This window comes from Spirosoma luteolum, from assembly GCF_054778875.1.
This window is the reverse complement of sequence record NZ_BAAGZE010000005.1, coordinates 13,901-38,663: the sequence shown is the minus strand read 5'-3', so window position 1 is coordinate 38,663 and position 24,763 is coordinate 13,901. Positions and strand designations below refer to the sequence as shown.

General features: G+C 59.2%; 25 protein-coding genes. 15 read left to right on the top strand and 10 right to left on the bottom strand.

The window, feature by feature from the left end:
• Window positions 1–91: 91 nt before the first annotated feature.
• Complete coding sequence (locus tag ACYVAC_RS07815) at window positions 92–1,408, top strand: family 1 glycosylhydrolase (RefSeq protein WP_461097053.1); 1,317 nt, start codon at window positions 92–94, stop codon at window positions 1,406–1,408.
• A gap of 84 nt (window positions 1,409–1,492) precedes the next feature.
• Here the strand turns inward: ACYVAC_RS07815 and ACYVAC_RS07810 are convergent, their stop codons facing one another.
• Entirely contained in the window at window positions 1,493–2,362 is an 870-nt protein-coding gene (locus ACYVAC_RS07810) for a sugar phosphate isomerase/epimerase family protein (protein ID WP_461097052.1), read from the bottom strand.
• 330 nt (window positions 2,363–2,692) lie between these two features.
• Between ACYVAC_RS07810 and ACYVAC_RS07805 the strand changes: the two genes are divergently transcribed.
• The 3 genes from ACYVAC_RS07805 (at window position 2,693) to ACYVAC_RS07795 (ending at window position 5,171) form a co-directional block, all read left to right on the top strand.
• Window positions 2,693–3,790 (top strand): aldose epimerase family protein, encoded by a 1,098-nt coding sequence (locus ACYVAC_RS07805; RefSeq protein ID WP_461097051.1) that lies wholly within the window; start codon window positions 2,693–2,695, stop codon window positions 3,788–3,790.
• 269 nt (window positions 3,791–4,059) lie between these two features.
• Window positions 4,060–4,218, top strand: coding sequence for a hypothetical protein (locus ACYVAC_RS07800; RefSeq protein WP_461097050.1), 159 nt, complete (start codon window positions 4,060–4,062; stop codon window positions 4,216–4,218).
• 98 nt (window positions 4,219–4,316) lie between these two features.
• Window positions 4,317–5,171: a pirin family protein gene (locus tag ACYVAC_RS07795; protein ID WP_461097049.1), complete on the top strand. Its 855-nt coding sequence runs from the start codon at window positions 4,317–4,319 to the stop codon at window positions 5,169–5,171.
• An 83-nt stretch (window positions 5,172–5,254) separates the two neighbouring features.
• Here the strand turns inward: ACYVAC_RS07795 and ACYVAC_RS07790 are convergent, their stop codons facing one another.
• The 5 genes from ACYVAC_RS07790 to ACYVAC_RS07770 all read right to left on the bottom strand — a co-directional run bounded on the left by ACYVAC_RS07790 (window position 5,255) and on the right by ACYVAC_RS07770 (window position 8,597).
• The gene (locus ACYVAC_RS07790; protein WP_461097048.1) at window positions 5,255–6,253 is read right to left on the bottom strand and encodes an NADP-dependent oxidoreductase; all 999 of its coding nucleotides are present in this window, start codon (window positions 6,251–6,253) and stop codon (window positions 5,255–5,257) included.
• A gap of 12 nt (window positions 6,254–6,265) precedes the next feature.
• Complete coding sequence (locus ACYVAC_RS07785) at window positions 6,266–6,691, bottom strand: organic hydroperoxide resistance protein (RefSeq protein WP_461097047.1); 426 nt, start codon at window positions 6,689–6,691, stop codon at window positions 6,266–6,268.
• A 12-nt stretch (window positions 6,692–6,703) separates the two neighbouring features.
• Window positions 6,704–7,138 (bottom strand): MarR family winged helix-turn-helix transcriptional regulator, encoded by a 435-nt coding sequence (locus ACYVAC_RS07780; RefSeq protein WP_461097046.1) that lies wholly within the window; start codon window positions 7,136–7,138, stop codon window positions 6,704–6,706.
• Window positions 7,139–7,279: 141 nt separating this feature from the next.
• The gene (locus tag ACYVAC_RS07775; protein ID WP_461097045.1) at window positions 7,280–8,035 is read right to left on the bottom strand and encodes a hypothetical protein; all 756 of its coding nucleotides are present in this window, start codon (window positions 8,033–8,035) and stop codon (window positions 7,280–7,282) included.
• 112 nt (window positions 8,036–8,147) lie between these two features.
• A complete protein-coding gene (locus ACYVAC_RS07770; RefSeq protein WP_461097044.1) occupies window positions 8,148–8,597 on the bottom strand; it encodes a YybH family protein in 450 nt (149 codons plus the stop codon).
• A gap of 137 nt (window positions 8,598–8,734) precedes the next feature.
• Here ACYVAC_RS07770 and ACYVAC_RS07765 point away from each other — a divergent pair, with 137 nt between their 5' ends.
• The 10 genes from ACYVAC_RS07765 (at window position 8,735) to ACYVAC_RS07720 (ending at window position 17,676) form a co-directional block, all read left to right on the top strand.
• Window positions 8,735–9,718 (top strand): NADPH:quinone oxidoreductase family protein, encoded by a 984-nt coding sequence (locus ACYVAC_RS07765; protein WP_461097043.1) that lies wholly within the window; start codon window positions 8,735–8,737, stop codon window positions 9,716–9,718.
• The gene (gene fabG, locus ACYVAC_RS07760; protein WP_461097042.1) at window positions 9,715–10,452 is read left to right on the top strand and encodes a 3-oxoacyl-ACP reductase FabG; all 738 of its coding nucleotides are present in this window, start codon (window positions 9,715–9,717) and stop codon (window positions 10,450–10,452) included. Before ACYVAC_RS07765 ends, fabG begins: the two co-directional genes overlap by 4 nt.
• Window positions 10,453–10,691: 239 nt before the next feature.
• The gene (locus ACYVAC_RS07755) at window positions 10,692–11,570 is read left to right on the top strand and encodes a diacylglycerol/lipid kinase family protein (RefSeq protein ID WP_461097041.1); all 879 of its coding nucleotides are present in this window, start codon (window positions 10,692–10,694) and stop codon (window positions 11,568–11,570) included.
• 54 nt (window positions 11,571–11,624) lie between these two features.
• Window positions 11,625–13,052: a hypothetical protein gene (locus ACYVAC_RS07750; RefSeq protein ID WP_461097040.1), complete on the top strand. Its 1,428-nt coding sequence runs from the start codon at window positions 11,625–11,627 to the stop codon at window positions 13,050–13,052.
• A 141-nt stretch (window positions 13,053–13,193) separates the two neighbouring features.
• Window positions 13,194–14,408, top strand: a complete 1,215-nt coding sequence (locus ACYVAC_RS07745; RefSeq protein ID WP_461097039.1) for an argininosuccinate synthase — start codon at window positions 13,194–13,196, stop codon at window positions 14,406–14,408.
• On the top strand, window positions 14,392–15,645 hold the full coding sequence (locus ACYVAC_RS07740; RefSeq protein WP_461097038.1) for a glycosyltransferase family 4 protein: 1,254 nt from the start codon (window positions 14,392–14,394) through the stop codon (window positions 15,643–15,645). Before ACYVAC_RS07745 ends, ACYVAC_RS07740 begins: the two co-directional genes overlap by 17 nt.
• Window positions 15,642–16,628, top strand: coding sequence for an N-acetyl-gamma-glutamyl-phosphate reductase (gene argC / locus ACYVAC_RS07735; protein ID WP_461097037.1), 987 nt, complete (start codon window positions 15,642–15,644; stop codon window positions 16,626–16,628). Before ACYVAC_RS07740 ends, argC begins: the two co-directional genes overlap by 4 nt.
• 60 nt (window positions 16,629–16,688) lie before the next feature.
• Entirely contained in the window at window positions 16,689–16,907 is a 219-nt protein-coding gene (locus tag ACYVAC_RS07730) for a Ca2+-dependent phosphoinositide-specific phospholipase C (protein WP_461097036.1), read from the top strand.
• A 21-nt stretch (window positions 16,908–16,928) separates the two neighbouring features.
• Window positions 16,929–17,108, top strand: a complete 180-nt coding sequence (locus ACYVAC_RS07725) for a hypothetical protein (protein WP_461097035.1) — start codon at window positions 16,929–16,931, stop codon at window positions 17,106–17,108.
• 10 nt (window positions 17,109–17,118) lie between these two features.
• On the top strand, window positions 17,119–17,676 hold the full coding sequence (locus ACYVAC_RS07720) for a GNAT family N-acetyltransferase (protein WP_461097034.1): 558 nt from the start codon (window positions 17,119–17,121) through the stop codon (window positions 17,674–17,676).
• Window positions 17,677–17,725: 49 nt separating this feature from the next.
• Here ACYVAC_RS07720 and ACYVAC_RS07715 read toward each other — a convergent pair whose 3' ends face one another.
• From ACYVAC_RS07715 to ACYVAC_RS07700, 4 genes are all read right to left on the bottom strand, one after another.
• Window positions 17,726–18,997: a replication-associated recombination protein A gene (locus ACYVAC_RS07715; protein WP_461097033.1), complete on the bottom strand. Its 1,272-nt coding sequence runs from the start codon at window positions 18,995–18,997 to the stop codon at window positions 17,726–17,728.
• A gap of 107 nt (window positions 18,998–19,104) precedes the next feature.
• Complete coding sequence (locus ACYVAC_RS07710; protein WP_461097032.1) at window positions 19,105–19,704, bottom strand: RNA polymerase sigma factor; 600 nt, start codon at window positions 19,702–19,704, stop codon at window positions 19,105–19,107.
• Window positions 19,705–20,015: 311 nt separating this feature from the next.
• Window positions 20,016–21,719 (bottom strand): adenine deaminase, encoded by a 1,704-nt coding sequence (ade, locus tag ACYVAC_RS07705; protein ID WP_461097031.1) that lies wholly within the window; start codon window positions 21,717–21,719, stop codon window positions 20,016–20,018.
• Between the two features lie 18 nt (window positions 21,720–21,737).
• Entirely contained in the window at window positions 21,738–22,943 is a 1,206-nt protein-coding gene (locus ACYVAC_RS07700) for an acyltransferase family protein (RefSeq protein ID WP_461097030.1), read from the bottom strand.
• 138 nt (window positions 22,944–23,081) lie between these two features.
• Between ACYVAC_RS07700 and ACYVAC_RS07695 the strand changes: the two genes are divergently transcribed.
• Window positions 23,082–24,746 carry a UxaA family hydrolase gene (locus tag ACYVAC_RS07695; protein WP_461097029.1) on the top strand — a complete coding sequence of 555 codons (1,665 nt, stop codon included), beginning with the start codon at window positions 23,082–23,084 and terminating at the stop codon, window positions 24,744–24,746.
• Window positions 24,747–24,763 lie beyond the last annotated feature (17 nt).

Sequence of the window (24,763 nt, the reverse complement as noted above, 5' to 3'; positions counted from 1 at the left end):
CGGACGCTGGATCGAGAATTGTATCGATACCTGATCGGACCCGTCCGGGTTCTGTAGTAGCTCCTGAACCGTACTGATTACGTAACCACCTATGACACCACAGTTTTTGTTTGCCACTGGCATCGAGAATAGTAACCCCACCATCCGGGGGGGCACCGTCCGGCAGGACGAACTGGAAAAATGCGGCCATTATACCCACTGGCGCACCGACTTTCAACTGGTGAGCGAACTGGGTATCCGGTTTCTGCGCTATGGCCCCCCGCTGCATACGACGCTGATCGGGGCGGGGCGCTACGACTGGTCGTTTGCCGATGAAACGTTTCGGGAGTTACGCCGGCGTGATATCGTGCCCATCGTCGATCTGTGTCACTTCGGCGTGCCCGACTGGATCGGCAATTTTCAGAACCCCGACTTTCCGGTCCTTTTCGCCGACTACGCCCGCGATTTTGCCCGGCGCTTTCCGTGGGTGCAGCTCTACACGCCCGTCAACGAGATGTATATCTGCGCCCAGTTTTCGGCTCTGTATGGCTGGTGGAACGAGCAGCTGCGCTCCGATCAGGCGTTCGTAACGGCGCTTAAACACATCGTCAAAGCCAACGTCATGGCCATGAACGCCATCCTGTCGGTGCGGCCCGACGCGATCTTTATCCAGAGCGAATCGTCGGAGTATTTTCACGCCGAAAATCCGGCCGCCATCCGCCCCGCCGAACTGCTCAACGCCAAGCGGTTTCTGTCACTCGATCTGAACTACGGCCGCCGGGTCGACTCGGAGATGTACGAGTACCTGATGGACAACGGCATGACCCGCGAGGAGTACCACTTTTTTCTGAATCAGAGCCTGAAGCAGTACTGCATCATGGGCAATGATTATTACTACACCAACGAACACCGGGTGTCGGCCGATGGCAGTACCCGGGCGTCGGGCGAAGTGTTTGGCTATCACGTGATTACGACCCAGTACCACGATCGCTACCAGCTGCCGGTGATGCACACCGAAACCAACCTGTGGCAGGGGCCCCGGGGCGATGAGGCCGTCAACTGGCTCTGGAAAGAGTGGGCCAACGTGCTGCGCGTGCGCAACGATGGGGTGCCGATGGTGGGCTTTACCTGGTATTCGCTGACCGACCAGGTCGACTGGGATTCGGCCCTGCGCGAAAACAATGGTAACGTCAACCCACTGGGGCTCTACGACCTGAACCGGCAGATTCGGCCGGTGGGGCAGGCCTATAAACAACTCATCAGCGACTGGCAGCAGGTGCTGCCCGCCCACAGTGTTTGCCTGCAGGTGCCCATTGTGATGCCCAGCGACAGTGAGCAGCCCTGGGCCACCCAGCGTAAGGTCGACGCCAAGGCGGCCCGGCAGCGGGCCGCCCGGTCGGGGTCTCCGCAGGCTGGTGTCGAACTGTAGTCAGTCGCAAACAGGTCTAAAACCCGAACAGGGCCGGTCACACAGACCGGCCCTGTTCGGGTTTTGGGCTATACCGGTTCTGACCTAGACCGTCAGTTTTTTCATGTAGTCCGCGTCGTTTTTCATACTCACCAGCACCTCGCCGGGGTATTCTTCCTGCTCGACGATAAAATACTTCATGCCGTTATCCATGGCTACGCGCAGCGTTTTTTTGAAGTCGACGGCCCCTTTGCCCAGATCGTTCTGAACGGGTTTCCCATCCACTTTCCTGTAATCTTTGATGTGGCAGAGTTCGTAGCGTTTGCCGTACTTTTTCAGGTGCGCTTCGGTATCCTGGCCAGCCACGTCGATCCAGCACAAATCCAGCTCGAACATCACGTTTTTGGGATCGGTATTGGCCAGCAGGTATTCCTGCGGCAGTTTTCCCTCGAGGGGTCGGAACGAGTAGTCGTGGTTGTGGTAGCCAAACTTCAGCCCCGCCTTGTTGACCTGTTCGCCCACCGTGTTGAACTGTTCGGCAATACGCTTCCAGTCGTCCCAGGTTTTCTGGGGGCCTATGTAGGGGCACAGCAGGTATTTCAGGCCGGCGTCGTGGGCCATCTCGATACTTTTTTTCAGTTCATCGGGTTTGCTGACGGCCCCCCGGTAATCGAAGTGCGTGCTAATCATGGTTACGCCCAGGCCATCGAGAAACGATTTGATCTCGCGGGGTTCCATGCCCCACAAAAAGCCTTTGGCCCCACCGTAGCTTTCAAACTGTTTATAGCCCATCTGAGCCAGTTTGGTCATTACGCCTTTGGGGTCGGCCGGAATCACGTCGCGTACGCTATAGAGCTGTACGCCAAAGGGGTTAATGGTTTTGGCGGGAGCGCCGGCCAGCAGCGAATGCTGGCTTAGGGTAAGGGCACCGGCGGTCAGCAGGCCGGTCTGTTTTAGAAAACTGCGTCGTTGCATACAGGATGTAGGATTACCGGGATAAAACAAAAAGGAAGCCCGGTTCTACGCTACCGTCGTTGGTTTTACGAGTCAGCGGACCGGGATAGACCCCTTGGTAGGCCGGATTGTAAGGCGAAGATGGGCGAAAATCGACCGAATAAGGCGTTTCCTGCGAAAAAAACAGGCAACGGGCTGAGTACATAAACCCTTCCGCCGGCTTTATTCGGCCGGGTCGGCACTGCGCGGGGTGGTCGCCGGAAACCCCGCCAACCGTCAACCGTCAATTGCAATCGCCTGATGAATCTACGGAACCGTTTTGCTCTATTCGCCCTTTGGGGCGGTTTACTCATGATGAACGCCTGTACCTCCAAGACCGACAACGACCAGAAAGCCGGTATCGAAAAAGCGCCGTTTGGTACCCTCACCGATGGTCAGACCGCTGATCTCTACACGCTGCGCAACGCGGCCGGCATGACCGTTAAAATTTCCAACTACGGCGGAACAATCGTTTCGCTGACGGCGCCCGACAAGGCCGGCACTTTCGAGGAAGTAACCCTGGGCGACGATTCGCTGGCGACCTACCAGAAAGGGGTACCTTATTTCGGAGCGCTGATCGGTCGCTACGGCAACCGCATCGCCAAAGGCAAATTTACCCTCGACGGCAAGGCCTATACACTGGCTACCAACAACATGGGTAACCACCTGCATGGGGGCCTCAAAGGCTTCGACAAAGTGCTCTGGACCGCCACGCCCGTAGAAGGCGACGAACCCGCCCTGAAACTGACCTACACCGCCAAAGACGGTGAGGAGGGGTATCCCGGCACCCTGAACGTGGAAGTGACCTACACGCTGCAGAAAGACAATGCGCTGAAAATCGATTACAAAGCCACCACCGACAAACCAACCGTGGTGAACCTGACCAACCACACCTACTTCAACCTGACGGGTGGCGTCAAGCGCGATATTCTCGATCATGAACTGACGCTGAACGCCGACCGGTTTGTGCCCGTCGATAAAACGCTGATCCCGACCGGCGAGCTGAAACCCGTGGCCGGTACCGTGTTCGATTTCACCAAACCAACGGTGATCGGCAAAGGCATCAACGACTCGACCGATACACAGATCCAGTACGGCGGAGGCTACGACCATGCCTGGGTGCTGAGCGACAGCAGCAAGAGCCTGAAGCTGGCTGCCACCGTTTACGAACCCACCAGCGGCCGGGTAATGGAAGTACGCACCACGGAGCCCGCCATTCAGTTCTACACCGGTAATTTCCTCGACGGTACGATTTCGGGCCGGGGAACAACGTTTAAGAAGCGCTACGCCCTCTGCCTCGAAACTGAACATTATCCCGATTCGCCCAACCAGCCGGCCTTCCCGACGACGACGCTGCGCCCCGGACAGACCTATCAGACCACAACGGTCTATTCGTTCTCGACGCGCTAGACAGCCCGTCCGGATACTTGTAAAAGCCGTTGCTGTGTCAACAACAGTTGTTGGCACAGCAACGGCTTTTTCGTGAACGGTCATTCGCTTACCGTTTGGTAAATAAACAAATGACGACTATCGGTAACCCATAGTTTAGTAATTCGATTGCCCATAAACGGCCAGATCGGTATGCATAACCATTAGCTGTCTATCACACCTTGGAGCTTCTCTACATCATCATTCATTTTGCTGCACTTATTGGTTGGATACTGCTTACAAACACGTTGATGGTGCTGCTCATTATGCGGCTGAATGACGATAAGCGCGAACTTATGTGGATTGCCGGTCTGGTTAATCTGGCCCTTATTCTGGTGACGATCTGGATTTTCCAGCACTGCGAGCTGACGCCCGACTGGTTTGCCGACAAGTGGCTGCTGATGAAATAAGGGCCCGCTGATAGTCGGATTGGCGTTACCCGGGCGGGTAGCGGAATGACCTTTTTGCCGGTTTTGGTCGTTATGTGTATAAACACGAATTAGCGTCCATGCGAACTATCAAGCAACTGCACCGGGCCGAATCGTCGCCGATTGGTGATCTGGTCACCTACCGCGCCATTCCTACCCGTTCTATCGACTACCTCGATCCATTTCTGTTTCTCAACCACCACGGTCCGCAGGTTTACCCGCCCCGCAACCAGGGGCTGCCGTTTGGCCCGCACCCGCATCGGGGCATGGAAACCGTCACGTTTATCGTCGAGGGCGACATTGCGCACAAAGACAGCAGTGGTCACAACAGCGTAATGACGGCGGGTGGCGTGCAGTGGATGACCGCCGGCCGGGGGTTGATTCACGCCGAAACCTCGTCGGACGCCTTTAAGCAAACGGGTGGCCCTCTCGAAATTCTGCAGCTGTGGCTTAACCTGCCGGCCCGGCTCAAACTGTCCGATCCGTTTTACCGGGGTCTCCAGCATCAGGACATTCCCGCCCTGACCCTCGACGAAGGCCGCGTAACGGTCGATCTGGTGTCGGGCAACTGGGATGGCCATACCGGCGCATTCGATTCCCAGACGGGTGTCCAGCTCAATACCATCCGTTTTCGGCCGGGCAGCCGCCTGACGGTGCCGACACCGGCTGATCACACGGTTTTTTTCTATGTCATTCAGGGCGAGCTCACCGTGGGCGATACGCCGGTGAAAGCCCGCCAGCTGGCCGAATTCAACGCCGACGGCGATGCCATCGAAGTCGCCAGCGCCGGTGATAGTCTGCTGCTTTTCGGACTGGCCAAACCATTCAACGAACCTATGGTGGCGCAGGGCCCCTTCGTGATGAACACCGAGGCCGAAATTCAGCAGGCCTATGCCGACTTTCGGCAGGGTAAGTTCGGCAGCTGGACGCACTGACGCCGGCACTGCCCGGTAAAGACGCCAGGCCGCCCGACAGTGTATCGTCGGGCGGCCTGGCTGTGTAGTGACGGTAGGTGAGCCTAAACGGCCACGATCATTTTGCCGGTGTTCTGACCCGAGAACAAACCCAGCATGGCTTCGGGCAACTTGTCGAAGCCCTGTATGGTGGTTTCGGTATAGTGTAGTTTACCTTCTTTTACCCAGGCCGCCAGTTGCCGGATGCCTTCGCCGAAACGGGCCTGGTAGTTACCGATGGTGAAGCCCTGCATCAGCACACTGCGCGTGAGTAGCATGGGCTGAATCCGGGGACCAACGGGCTTTTCGGTGGTGTTGTAGAGCGCAATCTGGCCACAGAGTGGTATGCGGGCGTGGAAGTTAAGGTTGGCGACAACGGCATCGGAGACGTCACCCCCCACGTTGTCGAAATAGACGTCGACGCCATCGGGGCAGGCATCGGCTACGGCTTTGGTCAGGTCGGTTGCCGTTTTGTAGTTGATTACGGCGTCGAAACCAAACTCGTTGGTCAGCAGCGCCACTTTATCATCGGAGCCGGCGAGTCCAACCACCCGGCATCCCTGAATTTTGGCAATCTGCCCCACCAGAATACCCACGGCACCGGCTGCGCCCGATACCACCACGGTTTCGCCGGCTTTGGGCTTGCCAATGTCGAGCAGGCCGAAATAAGCCGTCAGGCCGGGCATACCCAGAATGCCGAGGTAATAGCTGGCCGGAACCTGGCTCGCGTCTACTTTCTTCAGGCTTTTGGCGGGTACAACCGATTGGGTGGCCCAGGGCAGCATCCCCGTTACGGTGTCGCCGGCCGCAAACCCGTCGGCTTTACTCTCGAGTACCGTAGCAACGGCTCCGCCTTCCAGCGGCTGGTCGACGCTGAAGGGGGCGATGTAGGATTTGCCCGCGTTCATCCGGCCCCGCATGTATGGGTCGACCGAGAAAAACGTGGGCTGCACCAGCAGTTCACCGTCGGCCAGCGCGGGCAGGGTAACGGCTTCGGTGCGGAAGGTACTGGTATCGGGCATACCCTTGGGGCGGGCTGCCAGCACAATCTGTTGGGTGTTCATGGTTCGTGTCGATTAATGGGTGCTTACCGTCAGGGTTACGTCGATGTTATTGCGGGTGGCGTTGGAGTAGGGGCAAACCTGGTGGGCCTTAGCCACCAGCTCCTCGGCCACCGCCTGATCGACACCCGGAATGGTTACGACCAGGCTCACGGTCAGGCCAAAGCCTCCGTCTCCATTCTGGCCGATGCCAACGCTGGCTTCGACCGTGGTAGTGCCTGTCTGTACCTTGCTCATTCGGATGACCCGGTTCAGGGCACTATCGAAACAGGCTGCGTAGCCGGCGGCAAACAGCTGCTCGGGGTTGGTGTAGGCCCCGCCCGACCCGCCTAGTTCTTTGGGCATACGAACGTCGAGGTCGAGTACCTGATCGGACGAGGTAACGTGGCCGTTGCGGCCGCCCGTGGCTGTTGCCTGGGCTGTGTACAGTGGAGTGATCATCGGGGTGTTAACTTATGGTTTTTGCGTGGTTAATGGAGACAGGAGGGCCAGCAGCTGATCGCGCAGGCGGATTGCGTCGGTGTCACTCAGGTTAAGTTGCTGCAGCAGCTGGGTCGGTATCGATTCGGCCCGTTCGCTGAGCGCCCGCCCGGCCTCGGTGAGCTGGATGGTCACCTGCCGTTCGTCGGCGGGGTTACGATGCCGACTCACCAGACCTTTCTGCTCCAGTCGTTTCAGGAGCGGGGTCAGCGTGCCCGAGTCGAGCAGCAGTCGCTCGCCAATGGCCCCGACCGTGAGGTTATCCGTTTCCCAGAGCAGCATCAGCGTCAGGTACTGCGGATAGGTCAGATCAATTTGGTCGAGCAGGGGGCGGTAGAGGGCCGTCACCTGCCGCGAAAGCGCGTAGAGCGGAAAACAAACCTGATTACTGAGCCGTTGCGCCGACATATAGTCTACAATTAAATTGTGTACAATATAATAACCCATGCGCCTGCCGAAAAGTTTGAACTACCCGGAATTAGTTAGGATTCTTTGGGTAGTTGACTGTAAGATAGGTGATTAAGGTGGCTAGTGGTCGTGTCGGGCTGACTAGCGCCAGATCCGGCCGGCCACCGCATTGATGCTGCCGTTGACAACAAGTGCCAGCCCAAACGCTATAGCTACCGGGAAGTGGGGAAGCAGAAACGCCTGCAGAAACAAAAAAGTAGTAAAGCCCAGCAAACCGATCATCAGGCCGCGCAGGGTAGCAATGGCGGCCGCGCTGCCCTGCAGGTAGTGCGCAAAAACCGACAGAATGGTAGTCAGTATCGGAAAGGGGGTCAGAATACCGCTCCAGGCAGGGCCCAGCACCTGCGCCAGACCGGTAATGGCCAGCACAAACCCCGTGGCAACGCCCATACGCAGGGGAATGTCGTAGGGGAGTCGGCGGGCGGGGCGGGCTGTGTCGCGGGCTTTCGGAAAAAAACGGAGCGCCAGCAGAACGCAGCCGATAACGAGGCCATAGCTGGGCACCAGCGGCATGGCGAGCTGATTGAACACCAGCGCCACCCCTACGTAAACGAGGTAGGCCAGCAGCAGGGTAGGTGCCGGCGGCAGTCGGCGCGACAGCGCTGCGTAGGTCAGGCAGAAGCCAATCAGCGACAGAATACCGGTCAGCACCCCCGGTATCGACGCGATGCCAAACGCTTTGCCCTGTTCGAGTATGAAAAACAGCAGAATGGGCCCGGCCATCCAGGGCATACTGCCGATGAGGCCGCCAATGGTATGGCCCCACCGGCGGGTAGCCAGCGTAACCAGCCCAATCACAACGGGCATCAGACTAACTTTGATCAGGAGAACGGGCATGCCGGTGGGGGGTAAGGCCGCAAAGATAACAGGCCGGTGGGCTCCGCCAGCCAGGGGGGGGCTATCCCGTCACCGAAGCAGCCGCTGGCCAGGGGCCGACGCCGTCAGCAGCCTAGTTACTGTGGTCGCTGACAATCAGCCAGCGGCCTCTGATCCGGCGCCAGAGCAGCGTAAAATGGCCCGTGGCGTTTCCGATGCTGGGGCGGGTCAGTTGCCAGCGCCCAATCACATAGGCCACATCGGGAGCGGGAAAATCGAGTTGCAGCAGGTCAAAGTCCAGTCGACCCATTGACGCCCGGTCGGGGTAGCGCTTTTTATAGCTGGCCAGCGTGGCTTTGTAACCGTACGTGATGCCGGCCTTCCCCACAAACGTGAGTGAGTCGGAGCGCCAGTAGGCATCCATAAAGCGATCGACCCGGCCCTCGTTCCAGTCCGACGACTGGCGTTTAAGGGTTTGGATAATGGCCCTCCGGTCTTTGTCGATCGGCGATTCGGGTTGCTGCTGGGCATACACGGCGGGGCCGGTAGCCAGCAACCAAAGAGACAGGCAAAGAAAGCGCATAGGCCAGAGCAGGGGGAAAGGCATCCTGCTCCAGATAACCCGCAGTGGAAGCCGGTAGTTTGGCCGCCGTTGACCCGCCGGACTTTATTTTCGCGTAGTTTAGGGGCATCGTTCCGACAAAACCACCCGCCTTACCAATGAATGTTATACTGTGTGAACACTATGGCCCGCCCGAACAGCTGGTGCTGACCGAGGTGCCGGAACCCGAAGCCGGGGCCGGTCAGGTGGTTATTCAGGTCGAAGCCTGTGGCGTCAATTTTCCTGATACGCTGATCATCGAAGGCAAGTACCAGATCAAACCGCCCCTGCCGTTTGCACCGGGGGGCGAAGTGGCCGGCACCGTTCGCTCGGTAGGCGAGGGGGTAAGCCAGTTCAAACCCGGCGACCGGGTTTTTGCGCTGACGGGCTTCGGGGGCTTCGCCGAAGCGGTCGTGGCCAGTGCCGCTACCACCCTGCCCATGCCCGAGGGAATGGATTTCGTGACGGCGGCATCGAGTATGTACACCTACGGCACCTCGTACCACGCCCTGAAAGACCGGGCAGCGCTGCAGCCCGGCGAAACGCTGCTGGTGATGGGGGCCGCCGGCGGGGTCGGGCTGGCTGCCGTGCAGCTGGGGGTGCTGATGGGCGCCCGCGTGATTGCAGCGGCCTCGACTGATGAGAAACTGACCGTATGCCGCGCCCTGGGAGCCACCGAAACCATCAACTACACCACCGAAGACCTCCGCGAACGCCTGAAAGCGATCACCGGCGGCAAGGGGGTCGATGTTGTCTACGACCCCGTGGGCGACCGCTTTGCCGAACCGGCCATCCGGTCGCTGGCGTGGCGGGGGCGCTACCTCGTGGTGGGTTTCGCGGCCGGGGCCATCCCGAGCATTCCGCTCAATCTGGCGCTGCTGAAAGGCGCGTCGATTGTGGGAGTGTTCTGGGGAGCCTTCGCGCAGCGCGAACCCGCTACCAGTCGGCAGAATTTCAACCAGCTGCTGCGCTGGATCAGCACTGGCGAGCTGAAGCAGCACATCTACAAACACTATCCGTTATCGGCGGCCCCCGATGCCCTCCGCGATCTGCTCGACCGGAACGTGATCGGCAAGGCCATCGTTGTCATCAATAAGCCATGAAACTAACCGATAAAGTAGCCATCATTACCGGCGCAGCCCGGGGTATTGGCCAGGCTGCGGCCGAACTGTTCTGCCGCGAAGGCGCCACCGTCGTGATCTGGGATGTGCTCGACGCGGGCGAAGAAACCGCCCGCTCGCTGCGCGAGGCCGGGTATCGCTGCGATTTCATGACGGTCAGCACGACCGATGTGCCAGCCATCGAGCAGGCAGCCCAGTCGGTTATCGACACCTACGGGCGTATCGATATTCTGATCAACAATGCCGGCATCACCCGCGATAAAAGTCTGCTCAAGATGTCATATGCCGAATGGCAGCAGGTGATCGACGTCAACCTGTCGGGCGTGTTCAACTGCACCAAAGTGATTGCGCCCTACATGGTCGATCAGCAGTACGGGCGGATCATCTGCACGTCGTCGATCAACGGGGTGCACGGGGCGTTCGGGCAAACCAACTATGCGGCAGCCAAAGCCGGTATTATTGGCATGGTCAGAACCTGGGCCAAGGAACTGGGGCCGAAGGGCATCACCGTCAATGCTGTGGCCCCGGGCTATATCCGGACGCCCATGACCGACGCCATGCCCGACGACGTAAAAGCCAAAGCGGTGGCCGCCATTCCGGTCCGGCGCATCGGCGAACCCCAGGATATCGCCAACGCTTACCTGTTTCTGGCATCGACCGAAGCGTCGTTCGTCAACGGTCACGTACTGGCCGTCAACGGCGGGCAGGCGATCTAGTGTTGGGTTTACAGTTTTCGGTATACGATTTATAGTGTACCGTTCCCTTCGTCAGCCGACAGCGTACCCGGAAAACTGAAAACCAGTAAACAGTAAACAGTAAACTGAAAACCGAATCCCCACTTATGAACCCCATTCGAAAGTTCTACGATGAGTACAAACCCTACATCTTTTCGGATGGTTGGTACTACGTGTTCATCGTCGTGTTTATTCTGGTGCTCTTTATCTTCTTTGCCTGAATGGCTGCATTACCGGCCCTACTGGCCATTATCAATCCACTGTCGGGGACGACCTCGGCCGCTGCCAAAGCCCGCCTGCGCGACTTTGTGGCCCAGACGGCTCAGGCCGGTAGCTACGCCCCCGAACTGGTCGTAACCGAAGGCCCCGGCCACGCCACCGAACTGGCGACCGACGCCGTTCGGCGGGGCGTTACGCGCGTGCTGGCCATTGGGGGCGACGGCACCATCAACGAAACGGCCCGGGCCCTGCGGCAGTCCAACACGGCGCTGGGTATTGTGCCCATCGGGTCGGGCAATGGGCTGGCGCGGCACCTGGGCGTTCCGCTCAACCCGCAGCTGGCCGTGCGCCGGGCCCTCGATGGCAGGCCCGTGGTCATCGACAGCGCCCAGATCAACGAACATCCGTTTTTCTGCACGGCCGGGCTGGGCTTCGAGGCCTACGTGGCCCACGCCTTTGCCCGGCAGGCCACGCGGGGGCTGTCGACGTATGTGCGCACCACCCTCGATGCCTTTCGGGCCTACCAGCCGGGTCGTTACCGGCTCGACGGGCAGGAGAAAGAACTGTATTCGCTGACGTTTGCCAATGCCGGCCAGTTTGGTAACAATGCCTGGATGGCACCCACGGCCAACATCGCCGACGGGCGACTGGAGCAGTGCGAACTGCGCCCGTTTCCGATGCGGGCGGGGGGGCTGCTGGCCTGGCAGCTGTTTAACAAAAGCATCGACCGGTCGGCCTACTGGCAGGGGCGTTCGATTACGCAGGCCACCGTCGAGACCGACGGGCCGCTGCTGATCCATGCCGACGGCGAACCCCTGACGCTGCCCACCGGCCGCGCTGACATCCGCATTTTGCCGGGTAGTCTGCTGGTGCTGCTGTAAACGAGGCAGCAGGCCCATACCTGTTCTCCCATTATTTTTCCACATCAACTGCCTATGGCAAACCTATACAAACGCACAATTACGGGGAGTTTATGGCTGATTTGCCTGCTGGTCACCGGCACCGCGCTCGCCCAGACGAATCGCCCGCCTGCAATACAGTGGCAGCGGCTGCTGGGCCCATCACGCGGATCAAGCCCGTATCAGGCACGGGTCGTTCGCGCTAGTAGCGATGGGTTTGCGGTTCTGCACCGGAAGGTGATTCGTCTGACCGAGTCAGGTAGCATGATCTGGGAGACTACCCTTCCCGACCCGCCTGAATATCCTGGTTATTATACTATCACGACTCATATTGCTGCCGCGCTCGATGGCGGGTTTGGGGTATTGGCCTATAATCGGTTTAAGTGGTCATTGTTCCGGCTAAACGCAGACGGCAGTATTCGCTGGAATAAAGTGTTTGTTGAGAGTACAGAAACATCGAGTTCGGCGACACGTGAGTTCGCAGGGCTGATCTATACGGCTGATGGTGGGTTTCTGGCAGCGGCTACCATGGGCTATTCACGAGGCTCGTTCGGAACGGAGTTGTATAAGTTTGACGAGGCTGGGACCAATACAATGAAAAGTTCGGTCAACATACCCGCTGGAAACGAGCCATGGACCTATTCCACTGTAAGGCAGATTGTCAAGATGCCAGATGGTACATACACACTGGTCGGCAGGGCCAATGGCGCATCCGCTTCACCTGCCGATTGGGTGGTTAAACTGGATGCCCAACTAGCCGTGATCTGGCAGAAAAATAAGGGTGGCCGCGGACTGGACAATGTTGTTGTAAGCCCATACGACAACACGGCTACGCTTGCCGTTGGCTCAATTACGGGAGCTGAAACCCGGACGGTCAGAGTCAATACCAACGGCGATTTGACTGAGGACAGTCCCCTGACGAACCGGGCTAATTTCACTACCTCATTTCTGGCTACTGGTGAAAATCCGAATAGTCATACCATCGCCGATGTCGTCAACGAACGGCAGGGTGATATTCGACTGCAGACGGTTGTCGGTAAGGAGTTGAGTTACCTGCAAATGCTGGGCGGCTCCGGGGCCGAAACCGTTACGGGAGTCGTTGCGGGTTCCGATGGCGGCCTTTTAGTAATCGGAACGACTACATCGACCGATGGCAACGTACAGGGCAAAACGAACACAGATGCAGAAACATGGCTCGTCAAAGTGGGGCCTGTGTCGAATGCTGTCTACGCCGTTAAGTCGGGCAACTGGAACGACCCGACGGTCTGGTCGTGCGGGTGCGTGCCATCGGCGAGCAACAACGTGACGATCGGGGCGGGGTATGTCGTCACGCTCGATGCCACCATGCCCGGGGCCAGCTGTCTGAACCTGGAAGTGATTGGTACGTTCTCCATGCAGGGCGGGGCGATTGTGGTAAACGGCACCCCCGTTACCCTCGACGAGCAGAACGTAGTGACCAACTAAGGGCCTCGGGTAGGGGCAATTTGGGCGAAAGCCAACGGAAGTAGTGGGCCGGGCAGGCCGATTTTCCGTTGAGATGCCCGATATTTGCGCGCCAACACTATCCCGACGATGGGTAGGCAGTTGCCCGGCGTCTTTCGTACCATGTCTCAGAAAAAAGTAGTTCTTGCCTTTAGCGGGGGTCTCGATACCTCCTTCTGCGTTAAATACCTGTCCGAGGATCGGGACATGGAAGTTCACTCCGTGCTGGTCGATACCGGTGGTTTCTCCGACGAGGAGATCAAAGCCATTGAGGAGCGGGCCTATTCGCTGGGCGTGAAATCGCACGCGACCATTGCCAAAACCGACGATTACTACCAGCACTGCCTGAAGTTTCTGGTTTTCGGCAATGTGCTTAAGAACAATACCTACCCGCTCTGTGTCAGCGCCGAACGGATTTTTCAGGCCATTGCAGCCGCCGAATACGCCCGGCAGATCGGCGCATCGGCCATTGCCCACGGCAGCACCGGCGCCGGCAACGACCAGGTGCGGTTCGACATGGCCTTCCGGATTATCATTCCCGAAGCCGAGATCATTACACCCATCCGTGACCTGCGGCTGTCGCGCGAAGCCGAAATCGATTACCTGAAAGCGAAAGGGGTGGTGCAGGAGTGGCACAAGGCCGCTTACTCGATCAACAAAGGACTGTGGGGCACCTCGGTAGGGGGCAAAGAAACCCTTACCTCCGATCAGTTTCTGCCCGAATCGGCCTGGCCTACGCAGGTAACCAAATCGGAGCCCGAAACCATTACGCTCTCCTTTGTACACGGCGAAATCAAAGGCATTTCGGGCCCGTCGGTCGGCGATCAGACCTACGATAACCCGGTCGATGCCATCCGGAAACTAACCGAACTGGCGGGCCCCTACGGCATTGGCCGCGACATTCACGTGGGCGATACCATCATCGGCATCAAAGGCCGCGTGGGCTTCGAAGCCCCCGCACCCCTGATCCTGCTCAAGGCGCACCACACGCTCGAAAAGCACGTACTGGCCAAATGGCAGCTCTACTGGAAAGAGCAGCTGGCCAACTGGTATGGCACCATGCTCCACGAAGGCCAGTTTATGGACCCCGTGATGCGCAACATCGAAACCTTCCTGGCCGATACGCAGGGCCATGTTACGGGCAAGGTGCACGTGCAGCTGTCGCCCTACCGGTTCCAGGTGCTCGGCATCGAATCGGATTACGACCTGATGTCGTCGGCCTTTGGCTCGTACGGCGAGATGAACAATGCCTGGACCGGCGACGATGTCCGGGGCTTCTCGAAAGTAGCTTCCAATCAGGTCATGATTTACGAAAAGATCAGTGGACGTAACAATTGATGCCAGTCCGCTCGGACTGGGATTTTATCACCGGCAGGCCAAAACGGGCATTAGCCGCATCGTCGAAAAGCTGGTGTCGGGGCTGCAACAGGCGCCCGACATCCGGCTGACGCTGGCGGCTACCACGCACCTGCCCGAAACCATGCGCTATGCCACGGCCACGTTCGGCACGTCGGCACCGGCGTTCGTCAACCCGCCGGGCGAGCAGCGCTGGGCGCGTGTCGAGAATACCCTGCTCAATCCGTTTGCGGTGGGGAGTCTCCCCTCGAAGGTGATCCGGCAGGGCTTTTACCTGGGTCGCAAACAACTCGGTGCCGAGCAGGCCCGGCTCGATGCCGGCCGGCTGGCGGCCGGTTCGGTCTATCACGCGCCGTTCTACGCCATCCCGCCCGAGATTGGTACGAGCAAACGGGTGGCGAAGCTGCTCACGGTGAGCGACCTGATTCCGCTGCTGCATCCCGAGTGGTTCCCCGACGGCGAATCGTCGGTGCGGCACGCCATCGAAACGCTGCCGCCCGATGCCCATGTGACCACCATTTCGGCCGCTACCAAAGCCGATCTCTGCGCCTACACCGGCATCGACCCGGCGCGGGTAACGCCCATCCTGCTGGCGGCATCGCCCGATTTGTTTTATCCCGTGACCGATGTGGCCCGTAAGCAGGCCGTTCGGCAGAAATTCGGTCTGGGCGACAATCCGTATCTGCTCAGTCTGGCCACGCTGGAGCCCCGCAAAAACATCGATCACCTGATCCGGTGCTTCGTGCGGCTCATCGAAGCCGGCGAACTGCCCGACGAGCTGAACCTGGTGCTGGTGGGCACGAAGGGCTGGAAAATCGACGCGCTGCTGGCCGAAGTGGCCAAAAACGACCGCATTCGGTCGCGGCTGGTGTTTACAGGCTTTATGCCCGACGGCGATCTGGCGGCTCTGTACGCGGGTGCCCTTGCGTTTGCGTATCCGTCGCTCTACGAAGGGTTTGGCCTGCCCCCGCTCGAAGCCATGCAGTGCGGCCTGCCCGTGATTACGTCCAACGTATCGTCGCTGCCCGAGGTGGTGGGCGACGCGGCCCTGCTGGTGCCGCCCACCGATGTCGACGCCCTGTGTCAGGCCATGCTGACGCTGGTCAACAACAGCACGGTGCGGGCCGATCTGGCCGCCCGATCGCTGGTGCAGGCGGGTAAATTCTCCTGGGATAAGTTTCTGCAGGAGCACATTGATCTATACCGGAAAATAGCATGACCGATAAAATAAACGTAGGTATCATTGGCGGAGCCGGCTACACCGGGGGCGAACTGCTGCGCATTCTGCTCAACCATCCCTTTGCCAATATTGCTTTTGTACACAGCCAGAGTCAGGCCGGCAAACCCGTCTGGACTACCCATACCGATCTGCTGGGCGACACTGATCTGTTCTTTTCGGGCGATGATATCGCCGGCCTGCTGACGCAGGATGACCTCGACGCCCTGTTTCTGTGCTCGGGCCACGGCGCGTCGGCCGCGTTTCTGGCGCAATACGAGGTGTCGGACGATATCGCTATCATCGACCTGAGCGCTGATTTTCGGGATGAACACGACGACTTCGTGTATGGCCTGCCCGAACTGCAGCGCGACCGCATTGCCGAAACTAACCGCATTGCCAACCCTGGCTGTTTTGCCAGCAGCATTCAGCTGGCGTTGCTGCCGCTGGCAAAAGCTGAACGACTGACCGGCGAGGTGCACGTGAGCGCCATCACGGGCAGCACCGGGGCCGGTCAGGCCCTCGTACCGACCACGGGCTTTACCTGGCGCAACAACAACGTGTCGATCTATAAGGCCTTTACGCACCAGCACCTGGCCGAAATCCGGCAGAGCCTGACCCAGCTCGACCCCGATTTCAACGCCCCCATCCAGTTTATTCCGTACCGGGGCGACTTCACCCGGGGGATCATGGCCAACGTGTACACGGCCTACGACGGGACGATTGAGGAGGCCAGGGCGCTGTACCGGACGTACTACGCCGAACACCCGTTTACACACCTGAGCGAGGCACCGGTCGATATCAAGCAGGTGGTGGGCACCAACAAATGCCTGCTGCACCTGGAGGTACACGATGGGCAGTTGCTGATTACGAGCGTAATCGACAACCTGACCAAAGGCGCATCGGGGCACGCCGTGCAGAACTTCAACCTCGTCTTTGGGTTGCCCGAAGACTGCGGCCTGCGCCTGAAAGCCACCGCGTTCTGATTGGATTGTATTGCCCGACTTGTCTCCGACAGTCGGGCTTTTTTTAGTTCCGTTACGCGTATGCCATCGTTTCGAAGGCTGCTGCGTCAGGCCCGGGCCAACGGCCGGCGCGATTTTTTAGCAGCCTGTGCGTCGGGCGCGCAGATCATCACCACCGATTCCTACCAGCCCAGTACGCATGTTGCCTCGACGTATTCGGTACAGTTCGACGGGAATCCTTACTTTCGGGCCAACCCCCTGTTTAGTGCGGCTGGCCCCCGTTTGTCGGCTGACCGATAGGAGACCAAACTACCTGCGCCAATGAATCGCCAAAAGTCAAACCTCCGTTTTGTCGCTGTCGGGCTTCTGCTGCTGGTCAGCGGTTTCTGGCTTAAGCACCTGTTTCCCATGCCCGATGTCGTGGATGGCCTGCTTAAGGGCGCCGGTTTCGGGCTGATGATGGTGGCCCTGCTGAACGGTCGCCCCCACAAAACGAACTGACCCCCTGCCGATGATCGACCGAGAGGAACCCGCCGAACTACCCGCTGAGGTAGTACTCACAACGCCCCGGCTGCAACTGGTCCGGGTAACGGCTGCCGATGCGCCCTTTGTGCTCGATTTACTGAACAGCCCCGGCTGGCTGCGCTTTATCGGCGACCGGGGCGTCCGGACGCTCGGGGATGCCCGGGCCTACATCCGCGACAACTACCAGGCCAGTTACCGCCGGCATGGCTATGGCGGCTACCGGGTCAGGCGCGTAGCCGATGGGGTGTCGGTGGGGATGTGTGGCCTGTTCAAACGCGATACCCTCGATCACCCCGATATTGGCTTTGCGTTTCTAACCGGCTTCGAGGGGCAGGGCTATGGCTACGAAGCTGCCAGCGCCCTGCTGACGTACGCGCGGCAGACCCTCGGGCTACCGCGGCTGCTGGCCATTGTCAATCCTGATAATGCGCCTTCCATCGGGCTGATCGAAAAGCTGGGCCTGCGCTATGAGGGCCCGTATCTGACCAGCGGGCGCATAATCCGGCAGTATGGCCGTTCGCTGGCTGGGGAGCCGGCACAATAGCCAGGCGACGCTATCGGTAGTCGCTATACGTGGTGCATGCGCAGCCTGCCTAATACCCGTACCAGTCGCCCCACCATTTTTGCAGGCTGCGCCGGATTTCGGCTTCGCGGGCGTTATGGCCTGGTTCGTAGAGCTTACGGCCCTGCAGGTCGTCGGGCAGAAAATTCTGCTGGGCAAAGTTACCCTCGTAGGCATGGGCGTACTGATAGTCCTGCCCATAGCCAATGGCCTTCATCAGTTTGGTGGGTGCGTTCCGCAGGTGAAGCGGTACCGGCAGGTGCGCCGTTTGTTCGGCCAGGGCAATGGCCGCGTCGATGGCTACGTAACTGGCGTTGCTCTTGGGCGAGGTAGCCAGATAAACGGCTACCTGCGACAGAATGATGCGCCCCTCAGGCATCCCGATCGCCTTGATGGCCTGCACCGCTTCCGAAGCCATAATCATGGCCGTGGGGTTGGCATTGCCGATATCTTCCGACGCCATGATGAGCATTCGACGGGCAATGAAAATAGGGTCTTCGCCGGCCACGATCATCCGCGCCATCCAGTAGAGAGCCGCGTTGGGATCGGAGCCCCGCAGTGACTTGATAAACGCCGAAATAATGTCATAGTGCTGCTCGCCCGACTTGTCGTAGCGCGCAATGTTCTGCTGGGCAACCGAGGTTACGAGCGCGTCGGTGATAACCAGCGGCTCGGCACTCACATGGCCCGATGCGACCAGGTCGAGCAAATTCAGCAGCTTCCGGCCATCGCCCCCCGACAGACGCAGCAGGGCATCGTACGAGGCCACCGTAATCTGTTTGCTGCGCAACTGTGCATCCTGCGCAATGGCCCGGTCGACGAGCTGAATCAACTCGTCGCGGCTCAGGGCTTCGAGGATGTACACCTGTGACCGCGACAGCAGGGCCGAGTTGACCTCGAAGGATGGGTTTTCGGTAGTGGCTCCGATCAGGGTAATCTGTCCCTTCTCCACAGCGCCCAGCAGGGCATCCTGCTGGCCTTTGTTGAACCGGTGGATCTCGTCGATAAAAACCACCGGCGGAAACATACCCGAGGGGCGGCTCAGCACATCCCGAATCTCTTTGACACCTGAATTGATGGCGCTCAGCGCGATAAAAGGGCGTTTAACGGCTTCGGCCAGCAGCAGGGCCAGGGTGGTTTTGCCCACGCCCGGCGGTCCCCACAAAATCATCGACGGCAGGCGGCCCGCTTCGACCGCCCGGCGCAGCGAACCGCCGGGGCCGATTAGTTTGCGCTGGCCAATTACGTCGTCGAGTGTGCGGGGCCGAACCCGTTCGGGCAGGGGCGTTGCGTCTGTATTCATAGGGCGAAGTTACCCCCGCAAACCGGCGTGTGCAACCCAGATAAAAGCCCGGCCGACCTTACTGGGTCGACCGGGCTGTGGGAACTGGCGGTAAAAACGAATGCTGTCTACAGCGATACGTTTTCGGGCGTAACGTAGCGCTTCAGGTTACTCATGGCGCCAAAGATCAGGTTATAAACCGACTGGATGTTTATCTGCATCATGGTCGAAATTTCTTCGTTGCTCATGTTCTGGAAGTAGCGCAGGTGCACGGCTTCCCGCTGCCGCCGGGGCAGCTTGTCGAGTGCCTGATGCAGACACGAGGTCATGAACGAATCTTCTTCGTGTGAGATCAGCAGGTGTTCGTGTGAGGGGTCGGCGCCGGGGAGCGTATCGCCCAGCCGGCGGCCATTGGTGATTTCGTCCTGGCTGACCAGCTTTTGCTCAGCCGTCAGGTGGCGTACCAGCTTGCGTTTGATGGAAGCCATCAGGTAGAACCGAACCGAGGTGGTGGGGCCAATGGTGGTACGGTGTTTCCAGAGCTCGACAAACAAGTCGTGGATGCAGTCTTTAATCAGCGCGCGATCTGTGGCAAAGTGCGCACAGTAGTGGTAAAGGGTCTGTACGTAATTCTGATACAGTCGGGCAAACGCGTTTTCATCCCCATTCCGAAACATATTCCAGAGCGTTTCGTCGTCCGGGCCTGATTGATTGCAAGAGCGAGCCATGTAGGAGTTAAGAGAGGGAAAGTGTTTAGAAATAGGTTGGCGTCTGTAAACATATTAATAATAAATTAGATTTAAGGCAGGGCTCAGGTAAATTTTTTCCAGAAATCACTGCAAATTTTGCAGTTGGTTAAATAAGAGCCGGTTTGAGTCAAATAAGGCTATAAAGAGGTCGTTTCAGACTGATTCCCTGATGGTGTTATAAATTTCGTAGATAGGGGTAGCCGGTTGTTGGCCTGGTAGCCCGGGTGCGGCAATCCGTATTACACAGCTGCCGCACCCGGCGCCCCGGTCGAAAAGGCGACCTGGTAAACTTATCGCACAATTTGCAGGGGCGTAAACGAAAACCGATTTCCGTCGAACAGGCCCTTGTCGCTAAGCTTTAGCATCGGTATAACCAGCAGCGCCATAAAGCTCAGCGTCATAAACGGCGCACCGAGGGGGCTGCCCAGATCCTGCCGGGCAAAACGGTCGAGGCTGGCGTACTGCACTGCCACATCATAGCCATCGCTGTCGCTCATCAGACCAGCTACCGGCAGAGCTAGCACCTGCTCGTCGGGCGTAGTGGTTATGTGCAGGAAAGCCCGCCGGCTCATTACCTCGTCGTCGTGGGCGTGGGGTTTCAGCCCCGACACGGCCGATAGCCCCCCCCGCGCTTCGATAACCAGGTTGATGGCCCGGCAGATACTCGCGTCGTCGCAGCCTACGGCGGTGATATTGTGCGAGTCGTGACCGACCGACGAGGCAATGGCGCCGTGTTTGAGCCCTACGTTCCGGATAAACGCCACGGCGGGGGGCGCGTCTTCATACCGGTTCACGACCACCAGTTTCAACAAATCCCGATTGGGATCGGCCACGAGCTGCCCGTCGCGGATGGGCGCTTCTTCGATCAGCTCATTGGTAATCAGCTGGCCGTCGAGGGCTTCGATTACCCGGATGTGGGTCGCGCCAGGTTCGGCCGGTACGGCAAACTGTTCGGGCGTCTTGGCCGTGCAGTTAAACTTGTTGATGGTCTCGGAGCGTAGATCGGGAATGGCCGATACACCGTCGCGGGCAACCGTTTCGCCATTGATAACTGTTTGCAGCACCCGGAACGAACGCAGCGAGTCGATCTGGATAAAATCGGCCGGATCGCCTTCGCGCAGCAGGCCAACGGGTAGCCGGTAATGCAGCACAGGGTTCAGGCAGGCAGCCCGCAGTACGTGCCAGACCGAATGGCCCAGGCCAATCGCCCGCCGAACCAGCTGGTCGATATGGCCAACGGCCAGTGTATCGGGGTGCTTGTCGTCGGAGCAGAACATGATCTGTCCGGGATACTCGGCCAGCAGCGGAATAAGTGCCTCGAAATTACGGGCGGCACTACCTTCCCGAATCAGAATCTGCATGCCCCGCCGGGCTTTGTCGAGCCCTTCCGCGTAGGTAAAACATTCGTGGTCGGTGGTGATGCCCGCGTCGATGTAGCGCTGGGCGTCGTCGCCGGTAAGGGCGGGGGCATGCCCGTCGATGGGTTTGTTGAAGGCTTTGGCCAACGCCAGCCGGGCCATCATATCGGGGTCCTGATGCAGCACGGCGGGGAAGTTCATTACTTCGGCCAGATAGCCGATGTCTTTGAGACCGAGCAGGTACCGGATATCGGCCAGGTCGATGGTGGCGCCGGCCGTTTCGAACGGGGTGGCGGGTACGCAGGAGGGTGCCCCGAACATAAATTTAAAGGGCACCCGTTTGCCCTCGCGAATCATGTATTCGACGCCGGCCACGCCGAGGACGTTACCAATCTCGTGGGGGTCCGATACGGTAGCCACGGTACCGTGAACCACGGCCAGGCGGGCAAACTGCGGGGGCGTCAGCAGCGAACTTTCGACGTGAACATGGGCATCGACGAAGCCCGGCAGCACGTAGGGTTCATCGGGGCGCTCGGGTCCGGTTAGCTCAATTTTGCTGATGCGGCCGTGTTCGACATGCAGGTGACCGTAGGCAATGGTCTGATCGAAGAGGTTGATAAGGTTAGCAGTGATCATGCGTTGACAGGAAGTGATTTACAGTCGGATAAAGAGCTGGCGGTGATACATCCACCGCAGTATAAGGTAAAAAACAGTCAGGGTAGCCAGGCCAGTCAGCAGGGGCTCATAGGCCGTACCAAACACCTGGAAGGGCGCACGGCCCAGGTGGATATGAAACGACTGGATGATGAACTGGTCGATGAGGTGTACCAGGCAGTAGATCGCGATGGAGTTCATACCGACAACAACGAATGGCTTTGCCCAGCTGCGGTAACCCGCCCGGTCGATCAACCCATAAAACAGGGCCAGCAGCCAGTAGCACCAGCCCCCGCTGAAGAGTACCCAGGCCGGCGTCCAGATGCGTTTGACAATAGGGCACAGCCCGGTTAGCTGCAGCACCAGTCCGCCCGCTATGCCGATGGCGCCCGCCACCAGCAACCGGCGCAGCAGATGGGCCGGGTCGGGTCTCGACCGCAGCCAGCGGCCGGCCTGTAGTCCCAGCAGCATGGTTGCCAGCGTGGGTATGAAGCTAAGCGTCGCGTAGCCCCCGCCGTTATACAGAAACGGAGTCGGTCGTGGAAAGCCGTTCAGAAACCAGGTGTCGAAGGCCCAGGCCAGGTTGCTGTTTTTGTTGAAATGCGCCAGCAGCCCTGCCTGGTGGTGCGGCCAGTCGGCCGGAACGCCTACGGCCGCGTAATCGAAACCGGGGCCAGGTGCCGGATACAGGATAAAGGCCAGCCAGTAGCCGATGAGCAGCCCGGCTACCGCCAGCCAGGTAGTTCGAGCCGAGGTGCGCCCCAGCAGGAAAAGAAACGGGTAGCCCAGGCCGATCTGGGTCAAGGTGTCTTCGAAGGTAAAATTGGTTTGGTCGCTGTGAATCGAGCGCAGAAAAATGCCCAGTAGTATCAGCAGCAGCGATCGGCGCAGCGCCCGCCCCCACTGCGCCCGGTCCGACTGGCCGAGGGTCTGGCGGCTGGCTACGGAGTAGGGTAGGGCCACCCCCACCAGAAACGAAAACGACGGCTGAATTAGATCGTGCAGGCTACAGCCCACCCAGGCCACATGCGTCTGCTGGTGGGCCAGAAAGGCCCAGACAGGGTTTTCGGGCCGGGCGCGGTGTAGGGCTTCGAACTGCAGCAGCTCGGCCGCCATGAGCGTCATGACAAAACCCCGGTAGGCATCCATCGACACCAGTCGGCCGGGCAGTGCCGCCGAGCCGGCGGGGGGCGATTGAGTCAGCATAGCGGGTCGGGTCAGGGGAGTCGGCGCCAAAACTTGGGATTGCCGGCCACAATAGCAACCGCCCGTCCGAATGTTTTTTAGGAAAGGCTGGTATATTTCGGGCTTAATGGACTCTTTTCCATAAAACCCAGTTGTCGAATGCCAGCCCGCGTACTTAAAGTTCACCCCGCCGATAACGTCATCGTTGCCCTGCGCGACCTGGCGGCCGGCGACGTTATTACGTTCGATCAGGAACGCTACGAATTGCCTTACCCCGTTAGTGCCAAGCATAAGTTTGTTACCGAAGATCGTCAGATCGGCGAGCCCATCACGATGTACGGGGTACTGGTGGGAAAGGCCATGCAACCCATCCGGCGGGGCGAGCCCATTACCACGTTCAATCTGAAACACGATGCCGACGGCTACGGCCTCGACCGCAAGCAACCCTACACCTATGAGGGGCCCGATGTGTCGGCCTGGCAGGGCCGGACGTTTATGGGCTACCACCGGGCCGATGGATCGGTCGGTACCCGCAATTACTGGCTGGTGGTGCCGCTCGTGTTCTGCGAGAATCGCAATGTACTGATTCTGAAAGACGCGTTTGAGCGCGAACTGGGCTATGCCCAGCCCGATACCTACCGCGAACAGGTTCACGAACTGCTGAGCCTGTATAAAGCCGGTGACCTGAGCACGATTGAAAAATTACAGCCGTTTCCCGATGCGGAACCACGCCAGGCCCGACCTGACGTGGCCCGGCGACCGTTTAAAAACGTCGACGGTATCAAGTTCCTGACCCACGAAATGGGCTGTGGCGGCACCCGGCAGGATTCGGCGTATCTGGGGTCGCTGCTGGCGGGTTTTATCAACAACCCCAACGTGGCCGGGGCTACCATTCTGAGTCTGGGCTGCCAGCACCTGCAGGCCGACATGATCGAACACGCCATTCGGCAGCAAAACCCCAACTTTCACAAGCCGCTCTACATCTTCGAGCAGCAGGCGGGTACCGAGTATGCGCTGATGGCACAGGCGGTGAAGCAGACGTTTATGGGGCTTGTCGAGATAGATAAAATCGAGCGGCAGCCCGCGCCCCTGAGCAAACTGACCGTTGGTCTCAAGTGCGGGGGCTCGGACGGGTTCTCGGGTATTTCGGCCAACCCGGCCGTCGGGCATCTGTCCGACCTGATCGTCGGGCTGGGGGGCAAAACCGTCCTGGCCGAATTTCCCGAACTGAACGGGGTGGAACAGGAACTCATAAACCGGACCGTGGATGATGTCGACGCGCAGAAGTTTATCGACCTCATGGGCGCGTATTCGGCGCAGGCGCAGGCCGCCGGGTCGGGCTTCGATATGAACCCATCGCCCGGTAATATCAAAGACGGGCTCATTACCGACGCCATCAAATCGGCAGGAGCTGCCAAAAAGGGGGGTAACTCGCCCGTGGTCGATGTACTCGATTATGCCGAGCCTGTGGTTACGCCGGGGCTGAACCTGCTCTGCACGCCCGGCAACGATGTGGAAGCAACCACGGGTATGGCGGGTTCGGGTACCAACGTGATTCTGTTCACAACCGGTCTCGGCACGCCTACCGGCAACCCTGTGTGTCCGGTGGTTAAGATCTCGACCAACACCAGACTGCGCGACCGCATGCCCGATGTGATCGACTTCGACTGCGGCCCCATTATTGAGGGTGAGCAGACCATCGAGCAGAGCGCCGAAAACCTGCTCGACTACATTATCCGGCTCGCGTCGGGTCAGGAAATAACCCAGGCCGAACGCCTTGGCCAGGACGACTTCATCCCCTGGAAGCGGGGGGTATCTTTGTAACTGGCGAAAGCGTGAAA